The organism is Promicromonospora sp. Populi, assembly GCF_041081105.1.
GTDB lineage: Bacteria > Actinomycetota > Actinomycetes > Actinomycetales > Cellulomonadaceae > Promicromonospora.
Genome location: NZ_CP163528.1, coordinates 1,201,369 through 1,216,534, shown reverse-complemented (window position 1 = coordinate 1,216,534; position 15,166 = coordinate 1,201,369). Strand labels below are relative to the sequence as shown.

Annotated in this window: 15 protein-coding genes; 7 read left to right on the top strand and 8 right to left on the bottom strand. The window is 68.8% G+C overall.

The annotated features are described in order from the left end of the window. Positions 1-69: 69 nt before the first annotated feature. The 5 genes from AB1046_RS05495 to AB1046_RS05475 all read left to right on the top strand — a co-directional run bounded on the left by AB1046_RS05495 (position 70) and on the right by AB1046_RS05475 (position 6,882). The gene (locus tag AB1046_RS05495) at positions 70-2,331 is read left to right on the top strand and encodes an alpha-galactosidase (protein WP_369373160.1); all 2,262 of its coding nucleotides are present in this window, start codon (positions 70-72) and stop codon (positions 2,329-2,331) included. Then, entirely contained in the window at positions 2,328-2,966 is a 639-nt protein-coding gene (locus AB1046_RS05490) for an SGNH/GDSL hydrolase family protein (RefSeq protein ID WP_369373158.1), read from the top strand. The genes AB1046_RS05495 and AB1046_RS05490 overlap by 4 nt, the downstream gene beginning before the upstream one ends. Before the next feature lie 66 nt (positions 2,967-3,032). After that, on the top strand, positions 3,033-5,540 hold the full coding sequence (locus AB1046_RS05485; protein WP_369373155.1) for a X2-like carbohydrate binding domain-containing protein: 2,508 nt from the start codon (positions 3,033-3,035) through the stop codon (positions 5,538-5,540). 175 nt (positions 5,541-5,715) lie between these two features. Further along, positions 5,716-6,510 carry a maleylpyruvate isomerase family mycothiol-dependent enzyme gene (locus tag AB1046_RS05480; RefSeq protein WP_369373153.1) on the top strand — a complete coding sequence of 265 codons (795 nt, stop codon included), beginning with the start codon at positions 5,716-5,718 and terminating at the stop codon, positions 6,508-6,510. Between the two features lie 30 nt (positions 6,511-6,540). Beyond that, on the top strand, positions 6,541-6,882 hold the full coding sequence (locus AB1046_RS05475) for a YciI family protein (RefSeq protein ID WP_369373151.1): 342 nt from the start codon (positions 6,541-6,543) through the stop codon (positions 6,880-6,882). Positions 6,883-6,890: 8 nt separating this feature from the next. Here AB1046_RS05475 and AB1046_RS05470 read toward each other — a convergent pair whose 3' ends face one another. The 3 genes from AB1046_RS05470 to argS all read right to left on the bottom strand — a co-directional run bounded on the left by AB1046_RS05470 (position 6,891) and on the right by argS (position 10,178). Then, a complete protein-coding gene (locus AB1046_RS05470; protein ID WP_369373148.1) occupies positions 6,891-7,751 on the bottom strand; it encodes an alpha/beta fold hydrolase in 861 nt (286 codons plus the stop codon). Positions 7,752-7,792: 41 nt separating this feature from the next. Then, positions 7,793-8,377: an HD family hydrolase gene (locus AB1046_RS05465; protein WP_369373145.1), complete on the bottom strand. Its 585-nt coding sequence runs from the start codon at positions 8,375-8,377 to the stop codon at positions 7,793-7,795. 82 nt (positions 8,378-8,459) lie between these two features. After that, positions 8,460-10,178 carry an arginine--tRNA ligase gene (gene argS / locus AB1046_RS05460; RefSeq protein ID WP_369375578.1) on the bottom strand — a complete coding sequence of 573 codons (1,719 nt, stop codon included), beginning with the start codon at positions 10,176-10,178 and terminating at the stop codon, positions 8,460-8,462. A gap of 290 nt (positions 10,179-10,468) precedes the next feature. Between argS and cutA the strand changes: the two genes are divergently transcribed. Continuing rightward, complete coding sequence (cutA, locus tag AB1046_RS05455; RefSeq protein ID WP_369373143.1) at positions 10,469-10,810, top strand: divalent-cation tolerance protein CutA; 342 nt, start codon at positions 10,469-10,471, stop codon at positions 10,808-10,810. Positions 10,811-10,812: 2 nt separating this feature from the next. Continuing rightward, complete coding sequence (locus AB1046_RS05450) at positions 10,813-10,977, top strand: helix-turn-helix domain-containing protein (RefSeq protein ID WP_369373141.1); 165 nt, start codon at positions 10,813-10,815, stop codon at positions 10,975-10,977. Between the two features lie 348 nt (positions 10,978-11,325). Here the strand turns inward: AB1046_RS05450 and AB1046_RS05445 are convergent, their stop codons facing one another. From AB1046_RS05445 to AB1046_RS05425, 5 genes are all read right to left on the bottom strand, one after another. Further along, positions 11,326-12,051 carry a hypothetical protein gene (locus AB1046_RS05445; protein WP_369373139.1) on the bottom strand — a complete coding sequence of 242 codons (726 nt, stop codon included), beginning with the start codon at positions 12,049-12,051 and terminating at the stop codon, positions 11,326-11,328. A gap of 55 nt (positions 12,052-12,106) precedes the next feature. Further along, entirely contained in the window at positions 12,107-12,436 is a 330-nt protein-coding gene (locus AB1046_RS05440) for a multidrug efflux SMR transporter (RefSeq protein WP_369373137.1), read from the bottom strand. Beyond that, on the bottom strand, positions 12,433-12,783 hold the full coding sequence (locus AB1046_RS05435; protein WP_369373134.1) for a multidrug efflux SMR transporter: 351 nt from the start codon (positions 12,781-12,783) through the stop codon (positions 12,433-12,435). The genes AB1046_RS05440 and AB1046_RS05435 overlap by 4 nt, the downstream gene beginning before the upstream one ends. After that, entirely contained in the window at positions 12,780-13,334 is a 555-nt protein-coding gene (locus tag AB1046_RS05430) for a TetR/AcrR family transcriptional regulator (RefSeq protein ID WP_369373132.1), read from the bottom strand. Before AB1046_RS05430 ends, AB1046_RS05435 begins: the two co-directional genes overlap by 4 nt. Positions 13,335-13,455: 121 nt before the next feature. Next, positions 13,456-15,102, bottom strand: coding sequence for an ABC transporter substrate-binding protein (locus AB1046_RS05425; protein ID WP_369373130.1), 1,647 nt, complete (start codon positions 15,100-15,102; stop codon positions 13,456-13,458). Positions 15,103-15,166: the final 64 nt, after the last annotated feature.

Sequence of the window (15,166 nt, the reverse complement as noted above, 5' to 3'; positions counted from 1 at the left end):
CCGCTTGCGTCAAGCAGCCTAGGAATGGTTTATTGACCGTGTCAAGTAATCGAGCGAGGAGCCTGATAGATGCCCAACGGCGACGGAGCCGTCCTGTCCCTCAGTGCGGCGGGGACCAGTCTGGTGCTCGACATCTCGGGACGGGTGCCTAGCATCCTGCACTGGGGCGCTGACATCGGCGCCCTCGAAGCGGCGACGGTCGACGCCCTGCGCACCACCGCGATCCCGGCTCTCCTGAACAACTCGCCGGACGTCGCACGCGTGATGACCGTGTGGCCCACGGAGCTCGACGGCTGGTCGGGCACCCCGGCCCAGGAGGGCAACGCGGCGGGCACGGCCACGACCCCGCGCCCGGAGCTCGACTCGTACACGCACGAGCCGGCGGCGGACGGCGGGGGAGTCATCACCCTGCGGTTCGTGGACCGCGTCAGCGCACTGCGCGGCGAGCAGCGGTTCACCCTGGACGCCTTCGGGGTGCTCGGCATCGACCTCTCGGTGGTGCGCGACCTCGCGCTCGCTCCCGACGCCGGCCCCGCCCCGTACACGCTCGGCGCGCTGCGGGCCCTGGTGCCGCTGCCCGAGCGGGCCACCGAGCTGCTGGACTTCACCGGCAAGTGGTGCCGCGAGCGCGCGCCGCAGCGGCTCCCGATCGCCTACGGCACGCACCTGCGCCGGGCGCACCGGGGCAAGCCGGGCCACGACTCGCCGTACCTGCTGACCGCCGGGACGAGCGGCTTCAGCTTCGGCCAGGGCGAGGTCTGGGGGATGCACCTCGCGTGGAGCGGCGAGGGCGAGTACCTCGTGGAACGCCTCACGGAGGGCGCCGGCCCGTTCGCCGCCGTCCTGGGTGGGGGCGAGGCTCTGCACTCGGGTGAGGTCATGCTGGCCGACGGCGAGCGCTACGACGCGCCCACCGCCGTGTTCGTGTGGTCCGGGGAGGGCCTCGACGGGCTGGCCGACCGGCTGCACCGGCGGCTGCGGGCCCGGCCCGCGCACCCGCACTCGGCGCGGCCGCTCGTGCTCAACACGTGGGAAGCCGTGTACTTCGACCACGACATCGAGCGCCTCACGACGCTCGTGGATCGCGCCGCGCAGGTGGGCGTCGAGCGGGTGGTCCTGGACGACGGCTGGTTCCACGGCCGCCGCGGCGACTACGCCGGCCTCGGCGACTGGTTCGTCGACCGGAGCGTCTGGCCCGACGGGCTGCACCCCTTCGCCGACCTCGTGCACTCCCGCGACATGGAGTTCGGGCTGTGGTTCGAGCCCGAGATGATCAGCCTCGACTCCACGCTCGCGCGCGAGCACCCCGACTGGGTGCTCGGCCCCCGGCAGGGCCTGGGTGCCCCGGCCCGGCGGCAGTACGTGCTCGACATCGCGCGCCCCGACGCGTACGACACGGTGCTCGAGCGGGTCAGCGCGCTCATCAAGGACTACTCGGTGGACTACGTCAAGTGGGACCACAACCGGGACCTGCTCGAGGCCGTCGGCCATCGGGACGGCGGGGACCGGCCCTCGGTGCGCGCGCAGACGCTCGCGCTGTACCGCATGCTCGACGAGCTGCGCGAGCGCCATCCGGGCCTGGAGATCGAGTCCTGCTCGGGCGGCGGCGGCCGGGTCGACCTCGGCATCCTGGAGCGGACCGACCGGCTCTGGGCCTCGGACTGCAACGACCCGGTCGAACGCACGCGGATCGAGCGCTGGACCCGCCTGCTGGTCCCGCCCGAGCTGATCGGCTCGCACCTGGGCGCCGCGCGGGCGCACACGACGTCCCGCACGACGGACCTGGCCTTCCGGCTCGTGGCGTCGCTGACGGCGCACGCCGGGATCGAGATGGACCTGTCGACCGCCTCGGACGCGGAGCTGGCGACGATCACCGCCTGGGCGGATCTCTACCGTGAGCTGCGCGGGGTGCTCCACACGGGGCGGGTCGTCAACGCCGACCTCGCCGACGACGCGACAGCGCTCGGCGGCGTCATCGCCCAGGACGGGTCGCGGGCGCTGTTCACGTGGACCCGGTTCGACACGTCGGCGGCCGGCCAGAGCGGGCGCGTCCGCCTGCCCGGTCTTGATCCGACGGCGACCTACCGCGTGCGCGTGCGGCAGGAGCTGGGAGCGGCGTCGCGCCACCAGGGTGCCGATCCCGCGTGGGTCGACGCAGCGATCGACGGCGGCGTCGTGCTGCCCGGCCAGGTGCTGGCCACCGTGGGGATCCCCCTGCCGACGCTCAACCCGCAGCAGGCGATGCTCCTTGACCTGGAGCGACTCGACCTGGAGCGACTCGACCTGGAGCGCTTGGAACTGGCTGACCTGAACTCGGAGGAACTCTCATGACCCGGCCCGTCATCGTCTTCACCGGCGACAGCATCACCGACTGCGAACGCCGCACCGACCCGGAGGGGCTCGGCGACGGTTACGTGCGCCTGCTTGCCGGGTCGCCCGAGCTGGCGGGCTTCGACGTCCGCAACCGCGGCATCTCCGGTAACCGCGTGCTGGACCTGCAGGAGCGGTGGGAGAGCGACGTCGTTGCGGAGCAGCCGGCGATCCTCAGCGTGCTGGTCGGTATCAACGAGACCTGGCGCCGCTACGACAGTGGCGACGCGACGTCGGCGGAGCAGTTCGAGCACGACTACCGGGCAATCCTGCAGCGCGTCCCGAACGCCCGCCTCGTGCTGATCGAGCCGTTCCTGCTGCCCATCAATCACGAGCAGCAGACCTGGCGTGCCGACCTCGACGAGAAGCGCGCGGTCACCCGATCGCTCGCTGCCGAGCTGGGGGCGGTGCTGATCGAGGCCGACGCCGGGCTGCGCGCCCTGGGGTCGGCGCCCGACGTCGCGCCTGACGGGATCCACCCGGGGGAGCGCGGCCACCAGGAGCTGGCCCGCCTCTGGCTGGACGGCGCGAAGACGGTGCTGGACGCCGTCGCACAAGAACTTGGCGCGTCCCGCGGGGGCGGCGCGGCGCACTGAGAGATCCGGAGCGCGGCGAAGCGCTCCGGCGGTCAAGGAAGACCACACCGCAGAGAGGACTTACTCATGGAAGAGAACCGTCGCAGGAGACGGGGCACCAGGGCGATCGCCGCGGCGAGCGTTCTGCTCGTCTCGCTCGGCACCGCCGTCTCGTCGGCGTCGGCACGTGAGGCGGCGTCGCCGGTCACAGTCGCCGGCACGTCGCCCCTCACGTCGTCGCCCCTCACGACCGCCATCCCGCCCGGGTCGTACCCCCCGGCCGGGGACGTGGCCGCGAAGCCCTACATGGGGTGGAGCAGCTACAGCATGCAGGTGTACGACAACGGCAGGTGGATCACGGCCGACCAGCTCAAGGCGCAGTCGGATGCCATGCACGAGCAGCTGCAGGAGTTCGGGTTCGAGTACATCAACGTCGACGCCGGCTGGAACGACGGGATCGACGAGTACGGCCGGCCCACGCCGAGCGCCACGCTGTACCCGGACGGGCTGGAGGACGTGATCGACTACGTCCACGCCAACGGGCAGAAGTTCGGCCTGTACAGCATCCCGGGCATCTCGGAGGACCTGGTGGAGCAGGACCTGCCGATCTTCGGCGCGCCGGGCTGCTCGACCGGTGACATCGCCGTCGAGCCGCACCAGTCGGCCGACGCCTGGGACATCGGGATCAAGATCGACTTCTCCAACCCGTGCGCCCAGAGCTACGTCGACGCGATCGCCGACCTTTATGCGAGCTGGGGCGTCGACTTCCTGAAGTTCGACAGCGTGACCCCGGGCTCCGGCTTCACCGACGGTTCCCTCGACGCGCGCGACGATGTCGCGGCGTGGTCGCAGGCCCTGGAGCGCCACAACATCTGGCTCGAGCTCTCCTGGGCCGTGGACATCAACAATGTCGAGCAGTGGCAGGACCAGGCCAACGGGTGGCGCGTCGACTGGGACGTCGAGTGCTACTGCCAGGGCGAGGCACTGACCGTCTGGTCGAGCATCGACCGGCTGTTCCCGCGGATGGCCGACTGGTGGCGCCACGGTGGACCCGGCGGCTGGAACGACCTGGACTCCCTGAACGTCGGCAACGGCAGCATGGACGGTCTCACGCGTGACGAGCGCCGTACCGCGGCGACCTTCTGGGCGGTGTCGTCGGCCCCGTTCTACATCGGCAACGACATGACGCGGCTCGACGACTACGGGCTCTCGCTGCTGACCAACCCCGAGGTGATCGGGGTGAACCAGGCGGGCGTGCCTGCACAGCCGGTGTCCGGCGACCCCAACCTCGAGGTCTGGTACTCGCTGAACGCGGACAGCTCGTACACGGTCGCGCTCTTCAACCGGGGCCGTACCGACCGGGACATCAACGTGGACTGGGCCGACATCGGGCTCGACGGCGGTTCCGCGCAGGTCCGCGACCTGTGGTCCAGGAAGAACCTGGGTTCGTTCGACGGCGGTTTTGTCGCCGAGGACGTGCCGATCCACGGTGCCCGCCTGATCAAGGTCACGCCGGCCCGCAACTCGCAGATCACCGTGAACGACGACGACCTGCGGGTGGGCTACGAGGGCGAGTGGGTGCGCAACGACAACTTCGAGGTCCCGGCGGTCACGCAGCCGCTGCCCGTGACCGTCACGGACGGCGAGCCCGCTGAGGAGCCCGAGGAACCGGGGGACTCGGCTGGTACCCGCACCACGATCCTGAACAACAACAACCCGGACATCGTCTACACGGGCGCCTGGAGCCAGAGCACCGGCCGGGAGTTCGGTGACTACCAGGCGGACGTCCAGTACACCGAGCGCAACGAGGACTCGTTCTCGTACACGTTCGTCGGCACGGGGATCGACTACATCACCGAGCGGGACGAGTCCCAGGGCAACGTCGACATCTACATCGACGGCGAGTTCATGGAGACCGTCGACACGTCCCGCCCGTCGGGCGAGCCCCGCCAGGTGCAGCAGGTGGTCTACTCGATCTCCGACCTGCCCAACGGGTCGCACACGATCCGCGGCGTCAAGAAGTCGGGCTCGTACATGCTGGTGGACCGGCTGGACGTGCGGCAGGAGAGCCTGCTCGACCCCGACACGGCGGCGTTCGACAAGGCGGCTCCGGCCGACATCGACGTGGAGCTGCTGCGCGACGCGAGCGAGCTGGTCGGCATCTCGGTGGACGGCACCGACCTCGAGGAGGGCGCCGAGTACACCCTCGAGGGCAACACGGTGACGCTCGGGAGCGACTACCTCGCCACGCTGCCCGTCGGCGAGGCCGCAGTCGACTTCCAGTTCCGCGGCGACTACCACGACGACGTGCACTCCGCGTCGGAGAACGGCGCCGCGGTCGAGCTCACCTTCACCGGCACGGGCATCGAGTGGGTCACCGCTCTCGCCCCGGACCAGGGTGAGGCCGACGTGTTCATCGACGGCAGGCTGGTCGAGCGGGTCGACCTGTCCGGCGACGCCCGCCGCACCGCCCAGGTGGTCTTCGAGGCCACCGGGCTGAGGGACCGGGCGCACACGATCCGGATCGTGAAGGTGTCCGGTGAGGTGCTGCGGACGGACACGTTCCGGTACACGGTTGCTAGGAACCGCAGCTGAGCGGGTAGGCCGCTGAGCGGGTTGGACCGGTAGGAAGGGTGCCGGGGCGGGAGTTCCCGCCCCGGCACCCTTGTCTTTGTACGACGTCTTTTGTATGACGACGTAGGTCACCGATGAGTTCGACCGGCACGCCCAGTCGGTCAGGGCACAACGAACCTACGGAAAGAGCTATCGGATGACCGAGCTGAATGCAGACCGCGCCAGGCAGGCGATCGTCGAGCACACCCGGCGGCTGGCGGAGGCCGCCGCCGCGGCCGGCCCCGGCGCAGTCGTGCCGACCGCCCCGGAGTGGACCATCACCGACCTGGTCGAGCACGTGGGACAGACCCAGCACTGGGTGGCGGAGATGGTCGAGCGGCGCATCGTCGACCCAACGGAGCTACCCACGGATGCGGCCAAGCTTCCCGCCGACCCCGGCGAGTGGCCGGCGTGGCTCTCAGAGTCCGCCACGCGGGTCGCGAACGCGTTCTCCGACGACGCGCTCGTCGCGCCGGTGTTCAACGCCGCGGGCGACGAGCGGACCGGGGGACAGTTCTGGCTGACCAGCAGCCTCAACGAGGCGGTGGTGCACGGCTTTGACGCGGTTTATACGGCGGGCGGCGCGCCCGACGTCGACGCCGACGTCGCAGCAGAGCTCATCAGCAACCACCTCAAGATGCTCACCTCGCCCACGTGGGAGATGCTGCGGTCCGAGTCGGCCCACGCCATCCGGGGTGCGGGGGAGACCCTGCAGTGGCTTGCTTTGGACGGCGCAGGCGCTTGGTTCATCGAGCAGCGGCCCGACGGCGCGACGTGGCGGCCCGGCACCCAACCGGCCGACGTGACGGTCACCGGCCCGGCAGGATTGCTGCTGCTGATCCTGACCCGGCGCCTTCCGTTCGCCGACCACGAAGCCGCCGGGATCGGCGTCGACGGCGACGCCGCCCTCGTCCAGCACTGGCTCGACAACACCGCCCACATCGCCGACTGACGCACCAGCACCAGCAGAGGGAGTTCCGAAATGACGAAGTACCTGATCTCGTTCCCCGGTGAGGCCATGGTCATCCCGGAGGGGGAGTTCGAGGCGGTGGTCGAGTCGTCGCATGCCGTCATCGAGGAGGCCAAGGCGGCGGGCGTGTACGTGTTCGGCGGCGGGATCAACGAGGGCGTGGGCCCCGTGCTCGTGGCCGGCGACGGCACCGTCACCGAGGGCACGTACCCGGGCCACACGGTGCCCAACGGCGGCTATACCGTTCTTGAGCTGCCCTCGCGGGAGGCGGCCGTCGAGTGGGCGGCGAAGATCGCCGTCGCCTGCCGCTGCTCGCAGGAGCTCCGCGAGTTCCAGTACGACCCGGCGAGCTGACGGGACCCTCAGGTTGCTGAGTGGACCTGCCGCGAGACGGCGTCCCGAAGCGCTGCCCCGAACTCCTCGGGACGCTCCATCCAGGGATGGTGGCCCGCTCCCGGAATGATGGTGACGTCGCAGCCCAGGTCTGCTGCCAGTTGCCGCAGGCTTGCTGCGGGGCGGGGATCTTCCGCACCGCCGATGATCGCGGTGTTGGCGGGAAGGGCCGCGCGGAGCCGTTCGATGTCGCCCTCCAGGGGGTCGGACCTCTTGTCGGCATTGAGCTGGGCATTCATCGTCCAGTTGATCGGACGCAACGTGCGCGCGGACTTCAGCGCCCATTCCCAGGCGTATTCCTGGTCGGCATGGTCGGTAAACCATGACAACGCCAGAAGCTCGATCTCCTCGTCATCAGAACGCGCAGTGAGCGCACCGAGCTCTTCGAGCCGGGCCTGCTGAGAATCAGAGTGGCGCGCCCGCTCCGTTATGCGCGTCGACTCGCGCCATGGTCCGAGAAAGGGCCCGCAGAGGTAGACGACTCCCGCGACGCGCTCAGGAAACGCCCGCACGAAGAAGCTCGTCAGATCGGTCCCGTACGAATGCCCTATGAGAACGACCCGGTCGTGGCCCCAGGCGTCGATCAGGCGCCCAAGGTCTTGAACGTGGCGAGCTACGGTGTGCCGGCCGCTCCATCGGGAGCCGCCGGTGCCTCGCTGGTCGTAGCGGTGCACCTGGGTCAGGTCGTCGATAAGGGTCGAGACGGGTTCCAGGTAGTCGGGAAGTCCCGGCCCGCCGTGGACCAACACGACCGGAAACTGATCCACATCGGCAGAGCCCGACTGCCAGGTCCTCAGTCGGACGCTGTCGTCCATCTCGACCCAGCGCATCGTCATAGTGGAGACACCATACGGATTGAGACGAGAGCGAGTTAGGGCTGGGCCTGGTCGTGCCATGCCATGGTGCTGCCCGCCAGGGCTGCGTCGGCCACGCGTGCTGCGAACGACGTCTCGATACCCGCGCGCGAACTGTCGATCCACTTCTGGACATGCTGGTGGCCGGCCGCCCGATACTCCAGTGCCTGGAGAAGGCATTCGAGTTTGTCGGCGTCCTTGGCACACTGGGCTTCCAGCGTCTCGCGGGCCTCGTACTCGGCCACGGCCTCAGTGACTGTCTTTGCCGCTGCCTCGGGCAGGAAAGCGACCTGGTCGCGGGTGATCGTCTCGTTGTTGGCCTTGCCGAGGTAAGGGCGGGCCGAGTGCGGTATGTCGGTGATCCGCGTCTCCTGGGAGTCGTGCCACAGCCCCAGGTAAGCCGCACGGGCCGGATCGGCGCCCTCCTCCGCTGCGATGAGCGCCGCGAGCTGCGCCACCCGGAGGCTGTGCTCGGCGACCGACTCCGGGTCCCGGACGCCGGCCTGCCACCACCCGGCACGACGCAGGCGCTTGAGCACACCCATCTCGTGCGCGAAGTTGGCGACGTTTGCCGCTTCCGGATCGGTCGCGGGGTCGGTCATACGGATGTCTCCTTGGCCGGCGATTGGTGAGTAGAGGCGGCAGCTCTGCTCCACGCAGCTGGTGGAGCAGAGCCGGGATCCGTCACATGCGTTCGGGTGCGGTGATGCCGAGGAGGTCGAGCCCGGTGGCCAGGGTGCGGCCGGTGAGCTCGCACAGGGCGAGGCGGTTCGCTTGCACGGCCGGGTCCTCGGTGCGCAGTACGGGGCACTGGTCGTAGAACTCGGTGTAGGCGCGGGCCAGGCTGAAGAGGTAGCCGCACAGGCGGTGGGGTTCGAGAGTCCTGGCGACGTCGTCTAGTACCGCACCAAGTTCGTCCAGAGTCAGCGCTAGCTCACGTTCCGCCGGGTGCAGCGGTAGTGCCGGGTCGATTGGTTGCCCCGCCGGGATGCCGGCGTCGGCCGCCTTGCGCAGGATCGAGCGGATGCGGGCGTGCGCGTACTGGAGGTAGACGCCGGTGTTGCCGTTGAAGGCGACCATGCGGTCGACGTCGAAGGCGTAGTCCTTGGTGCGGGTGTTGGACAGGTCGGCGTACTTCACGGCGCCGATCCCGGCTGCTTGCGCGACTTGTTCGAACTCGTCCAGGGCCATCCCGTGGTCCTTCTCGGCGAGCTCTGAGCGGGCTCGTTCGACCGCCTGGTCCAGGAGGTCGGTCAGGCGCACGGTGCCGCCGTCGCGGGTCTTGAACGGTTTGCCGTCCGGACCGAGGACGGTGCCGAACGGGACGTGGGTCGCGGCGACGTCGTCGGGCAGCCAGCCGGCACGGCGGGCGACGTCGAACACCATCTTGAAGTGCAGGGCCTGGCGGGCGTCGACCACGTAGAGGATGCGAGTCGCCTTGTACTCGTCCACGCGCAGCCGGATGGTCGCGAGATCGGTGGCGGCGTAGCCGAAGCCGCCGTCCTTCTTGCGCACGATCAGCGGCACGGGTTCCTCGTCGGGTCCGACGACGCCCTCGGTGAACGCACACAGGGCGCCGTCGGAGTCGACGGCGATGCCCCGTGCGACGAGCTCGTCGACCACGCCCTGTAGGTCGTTGTTATAGCGGGACTCGCCGTCGGCGTCATCCAGGGTGAGCAGGACACCAAGGCGGTCGTAGACCGCCTGGAATGCCGCCTCGGACTCGGCGACGAGCTCGCGCCAGGTTGTCAGCGTTGCTTCGTCACCTGACTGGAGGGCCACCACACGGGCGCGGGACCGGTCGGCGAACGCCGGGTCGGCGTTGAACTCGGCCCGTGCTGCCCGGTACAGCGCGTCGAGGGCGGACATCGAGGCCTCGCCCTGCCAGGTCTGCTCGGGGTGCTCGTTGATGAACTGGATCAGCATCCCGAACTGGGTGCCCCAGTCGCCGACGTGGTTCTGCCGGATCACGGTGGCACCGAGGCGGGCGAAGACCCGGGTCAGGGTGTCGCCGATGATCGTCGAGCGCAGGTGGCCCACGTGCATCTCCTTGGCCACGTTCGGCGCGGAGTAGTCGACGACGATCCGCTCGCCCTGCTGGGTCAGTGGCAGCCCCAGCTCGGCGGCGGTCAGACGGTTCGCGACCTGCTGCCAGATTGGGCGGTCGGCGATGATCAGGTTGAGGAATCCCGGACCGGACACCTCCGCGTCTATGCCCTGCGGCGACAGTTGCGCGGCGACTTCGGCCGCCAGGTCCCGCGGTGCCCGGGCGGCGCGCTTGGCGACGGCGAGTGGTCCGTTGGACTGGAAGTCGGCGCGGTCGGATCGTCGGACCACCGGGTCGGTGCCGGCCAGCTCGCCCGGGAGCACCTGGGACAGGGCGGCCTGTACGGCTGCCTCCACCTGGTCCTTGATCGCCACGACGTCGGACACGCGTGAACCTTCCAATCGGGGTTGTGTGTGGCCCCGACCTGGAACGGAGGGGGCGACAGCAAGTCTAGGGAACATGGGCTGCTTCACCTGATCACAACGGCATGACACGGCTGCGCCAGCGAGCTGAGACGGTCAGGATTGCGCTGCGTCGTGCGCCCCGCTCTTTGACGAGGTCGAGGCCGAGGAGACACAACGCGTGGACGGCTTCGAACCGCCACCCCTCGTAGCCCACTTCGCTCGGCGCCGGTACGCTCGCCGCCATGGCAATCAACCCGGTCGATGTCCAGTTCGTGCAGGTTACGACGACGTTCGACGCCGTGGAGGAAGCTGAGGCTCTCGCCTCATCGGCCGTAGAAGCGCGGCTCGCGGCGTGTGCGCAGGCCGAGGGCCCGGTCACGAGCGTGTACCGGTGGGACGGCGCTGTGCAGAAGGACAAGGAGTGGCGGGTCACGTTCAAGACGACCGCTGCCCTCGCTGACCGGCTCACCGAGTACATCGTGAGTGAGCACTCCTACGATGTTCCTGAGGTTCTGGTGACGCCTGTGATCGGCGGGCACCAGAAGTACCTGGAGTGGGTACGAGACGAGACACCGCAGGAGTGATCATGCGCGTGGTCGACCTGAGATTTGCTGAGGCGTTGCGCCGGCTTCGGACCGAGCGCGGTATGTCGCTGCGCGATCTGGCGAAGGCGTCGTTCATCGGCAAGTCCACGGTGTCGGAGCTGGAGAACGGACGGATGCGTCACTACAGCCGAAGCCTCCTGGTCTAGCGATCGACGGCGGCATGGACTCCGTCGTCGCACAAGATCGGCCCGGAACCGTCCCGTATGGCAACCAGCGATGCGGAGAGCCGGTGGGCGAGCGGGCCGGTCGTCTTGCCGCTGACCTCGTCCAGCCTGTAAAGGCCGACGGAGACGATCTCCGGGTCATCAAGGGGGAGGGCAGCCAGCTCCTGTTCGCTGATCAGACCCCCGTCGATAGATCCAGGCAATTCCCTCAGGCATCCCGTCGTCCGTAGCAGCCTCGTGGTCGATGACCAGGGGACGCATTCGCTCACGAACGAGCCCGAGCTCTTCGGTCAGCTCACGTGAGGCGGCGTGCCAACCCCGCCGGGGATATCAACCGGCGTCGAAGAACCGGTCCGGCCGCCCCAGGAAGCTCTTCCAAAGGTTGACCGACTCCAGGTCAGCCCACGTGCGCTCAGCGATCCCGTCGTCCGTCATCTCCAGGATCTGGGCCCCGGGCAGCGCTGCCACCAGCGGTGAGTGCGTCGCGTAGATCACCTGCGCGGCATGGTCTGCCACCAGGTCCTGCAGCCGGTACAGCAGCTGCAGCGTCGACTCGAATGACAGCGGCCCCTCGGCCTCGTCGAGGAGGTAGAGGCCGGGACCGTCGAACCTACCGGCGATCGCCTGGAGGTAGGACTCGCCATGGCTGACCTCCCACGACAGCTGGTCGCCGTACCCACTGACTCCGGCCCCGGTCATGAACGACAGCATCCCGAACGCCGTCTCTGCTCGCAGGTAGAAGCCTTTCGCGTTCTGCCGGACCATGCGCGAGCCGGCCCCGGTCCGCTCCAGAACGAGTGCGTCACCCAACGGGCTCGTTTCGACCTGGCTGGCGTACTTGCGCCCGCCGTGCCCACCGCGCACGTCGATCCCGTACGTCTCGGCGATGGCCTCCAGCACGGTGGACTTACCGGACCCGTTCGCCCCGACCAGGATCACGATGCTGCTGGTCAAGCGCAGCCCACTCGCGGCGATCTCGGCGACGGCGGGCACCGTCCACGGCCAGACGCCATCCTCGACCAGGGCGGGTTTGACGCTCACTCGCTCGATCAGCACTCCACCAGGCTAGCGACACCAATGCGAGGGGATTGCACGCTCGTCAGGCGACTGATCAGTGGCTAGCCGCCGCGCCCAGCTCGACGACCAAAACACCGGCGGCAATCAGGCCGATTCCGACGACCATAATCGCGGTGAGGGCTTCCTTGAAGAGCACCCGAGCGAGGACGGCCGTGAGGGCGATGCCGCTGGCGGCCCAGACGCCGTAGGCGATTCCGAGTGGCATGCCTTGGTCAAGTGACATGCTCAGGAACACGAAGGCCAGGACGTAGCCGATGGTGATGGCGGGGATCCAGCTCTTCTTCCGCAAGCCTTCGGAGGCGCGCAGAGACATGGTTGCGGTGACTTCGGCGAGAACGGCGGCGATGAGGAACAACCAGCTCATGCGCTGACCTCCGTGTTGTTCTGCTGAGCGTGCTGGGCGCCGAGCTCGACGACCAGGACACCGGCGACGATGAGGACGATGCCGAGTCCCATCAGCGCGGTGAGGGGTTCGGCGAAGAAGACGGCCGAGAGCAGGGCGGTGAGGGTGACGCCGCCGGCCCCCCAGATGCCGTAGGCGATCCCGATCTTCATGCCGAGCCGCAGGCCGGTCGAGAGCAGGACGAACGAGGCGGCGTAGCCGACGACCACCAGCAGGTACCAGGCTGGATGGTCGAGTGCGGCTTTGAGCGACAAGGTCGCCGTGACCTCGGTTCCGATCGCGCCTGCCAACGCGAGCCATTTCTTCATCTGCCAACCTCTCGTGGAGTCTCGGTCAGTGCGAGAAGCTCTGCGATCAGCGCTTCTCGGTCATCGGTCGGGGAGAAGATGCCTGTCACGTCGGCCGCCCACAGGCCGTCGGCGGCCAGGTGGGCCGCCCGCAGCCGTGCTCTGAGCCCCGCGTCGGTGACGTCGTCGAGGTTCAGCCAGGGGGTCATCAGCATTTCCCAGGGTTCGGCCAGGGCCGGATTGGTCAACGCCTCGGCGTAGACCGCCAGGTCGGCTCGGCTGAGGCAACCCGCGGCGATCGCGAGCACGTAGGCACGCACGCGCTCGGCCGGGCTGGTCTGGTCGAACGGCTTGTCCAGCAGCGACAGCATCGCGTCGTGGAAGCGCCCGGCGGCACGCTCGAGAACCGCCAGCACCAGCTCGTCGCGGGTGTGGAAGTGGTACTGGACCCCGCCCTTGGTGACTCGTGCTTCCTTTGCGGTCGCTTCGAAGGTGATGTCTATCGAGCCGCTCTCGTGGCCGGCCAGGCGAAGGGCTGCGTCCAGGATTGCGTTTCGGGAGCTTGGCCTCATGAGCGTAACTATACCATACGGCTAGTACAGTTACGCCAGCCCGGCAAACAAAGCACCCTGGCCCGCGGCACCAAGCCGCGGACCAGGGTGAGAGGCGGGCCGAACGGCCCGGACAGCTAGCTCAGGCTGCGTCGTACAGCTCCTGCCACAGCTCGAGGTACCGGGCGAGGCCGAGCCCGTCGAGGTCGGACAGGTAGGCGTCCCACTCGGCGTCGTCGGTCACGTCCCGCTGGCCCGTGGCGAACTCGGCGTTCGCCTGCGTGATGTACGAGGTGATGTTGGTCTGCACCTCGGCAAGTTCCGCCGAGGTCTCCAGGTCGGGCCAGAGGCTGTAGTAGGGGAAGACGGTGTCCTCCTCGGGGGCGAACGGGGCGTACTGCTCGGTCGCGTCGAACAGGCGCCGTTCGTAACCGGCGAGGGTGTAGCTGTCCGTGGCGACAACCTGTGCGTTACGGAACTCCGCCGGGTTGTAGTACTGGGCCAGCGAGCGCCACGCGAGGTTCTGCGTGTCCTCGTACGGCAAGGCCTCGAAGCTGGGTTCGAGCTCGGGGTCGAGGGCCTCGTCGTCGCCCGAGGCCGGCTCCCAGGCGACGCCCTCAGGACCCCACTGTGCCGCGAGCCTGCCCTCATCGGTGTACAGGGCGTCCATCATCTGGATCGCCTTCACCTGCTCCTCCTCGGTGGCCCTGTTCGTGAGGACGAACATCGACAGGGGGTTGACACTCGAGTTGCCGGAGGTCGTGCTCCAACCCTCGGGGCCGGTCAGCGGCGGCACGGCGTCGTACTGCCGGTCCCGCCCGTCCTCCTGGTCGATCGTGACGATGACGCCGGGGTGCAGGCCGGGGCCGGCGCCCAGGACCACGCCGTTGCTGCTATTGCCCAGGCTCAGGAGCGCTTCGGCGTTCTGGCTGAACGCGGCGGCGTCGACGAGGTCCTCGTCGAAGAGCGAGTTGATGAACTCCAGCCCCTCGCGCCACTCGTCGGTGACCGCCTGCATCACGACCTGGTCACCGTTCAGCGCGAGCGGCCCCGGCGAGCCGTCCCCACCGATCGGCGCATAGGTGAACGCGTTCATGATGTACGGGATGATCGAGGTGTCCACCGAGCCGCTCAGCGGCACCTCGTCGGCCTCGCCGTTGCCGTTGGGGTCGTCGTTCTTGAAGGCGCGCAGCACGTCGCGGAACTCGTCGGTCGTGGTCGGCTGCTCGAGGCCGAGCTCGTCCAGCCAGGTGCTGTTCATCCAGAGCTTGGCCGGGTAGCTGCAGTGGTAGCACTCGTCCCAGCGGCTGATGCCGTAGATGTTCCCGTCGGGTGCGTAGAGCGCCTCCGCCCACTCCGGCTCGGCCTCCATCGCCGCCGTGATGTTCGGGGCGTGCTCGGCGATGAGGTCGTTGAGCGGCAAGGCGACGCCCTGCTGCCCGTACCTGAGCAGCTCGGCGCGCGTGAAGGCGTCTACCCAGTCGATGAGCAGGTAGGCGTCGGGGTAGTCGCCGCCGACCAGGGACACCTGCCGGTTCTCGGCGGCTGCCGCGCTGTCGTAGGTGGTGGTCTGCCACTCGAAGTCGAGGTCGAGCTCCTCGGCGACCTGCTCCGTGTACGCGTTGGTGGCGAGGTCGCTGCCCGTCTGCTGCGGCGAGAACACGACGAACCGTCCGTTGTCTTCTTCCCCGGAGGACCCCGAGCAGCCGGCCACGAGTGCGGCGAGCGCGACGACGGCCGTTGCGGCCGCTGCCCTTGTCCTGGTGCGAACCGATCTGTTGTGAATCACGTTCTTTCTCATCTCTCTTCGTTGAGTCTCTTCGTTGAGGTGGTTTTGTGGTCCCCGCAGGCGG

Bases quoted from the DNA above. Each gene is read 5' to 3' on its own strand.
- AB1046_RS05470 (WP_369373148.1), bottom strand. From the start codon at position 7,751: ATGCGCTGGGTCGAGATGGACGACAGCGTCCGACTGAGGACCTGGCAG.
- AB1046_RS05490 (WP_369373158.1), top strand. From the start codon at position 2,328: ATGACCCGGCCCGTCATCGTCTTCACCGGCGACAGCATCACCGACTGC.
- AB1046_RS05465 (WP_369373145.1), bottom strand. From the start codon at position 8,377: ATGACCGACCCCGCGACCGATCCGGAAGCGGCAAACGTCGCCAACTTC.
- AB1046_RS05480 (WP_369373153.1), top strand. From the start codon at position 5,716: ATGACCGAGCTGAATGCAGACCGCGCCAGGCAGGCGATCGTCGAGCAC.
- AB1046_RS05430 (WP_369373132.1), bottom strand. From the start codon at position 13,334: ATGAGGCCAAGCTCCCGAAACGCAATCCTGGACGCAGCCCTTCGCCTG.
- AB1046_RS05450 (WP_369373141.1), top strand. From the start codon at position 10,813: ATGCGCGTGGTCGACCTGAGATTTGCTGAGGCGTTGCGCCGGCTTCGG.
- AB1046_RS05475 (WP_369373151.1), top strand. From the start codon at position 6,541: ATGACGAAGTACCTGATCTCGTTCCCCGGTGAGGCCATGGTCATCCCG.
- AB1046_RS05495 (WP_369373160.1), top strand. From the start codon at position 70: ATGCCCAACGGCGACGGAGCCGTCCTGTCCCTCAGTGCGGCGGGGACC.
- AB1046_RS05435 (WP_369373134.1), bottom strand. From the start codon at position 12,783: ATGAAGAAATGGCTCGCGTTGGCAGGCGCGATCGGAACCGAGGTCACG.
- AB1046_RS05440 (WP_369373137.1), bottom strand. From the start codon at position 12,436: ATGAGCTGGTTGTTCCTCATCGCCGCCGTTCTCGCCGAAGTCACCGCA.
- cutA (WP_369373143.1), top strand. From the start codon at position 10,469: ATGGCAATCAACCCGGTCGATGTCCAGTTCGTGCAGGTTACGACGACG.
- AB1046_RS05485 (WP_369373155.1), top strand. From the start codon at position 3,033: ATGGAAGAGAACCGTCGCAGGAGACGGGGCACCAGGGCGATCGCCGCG.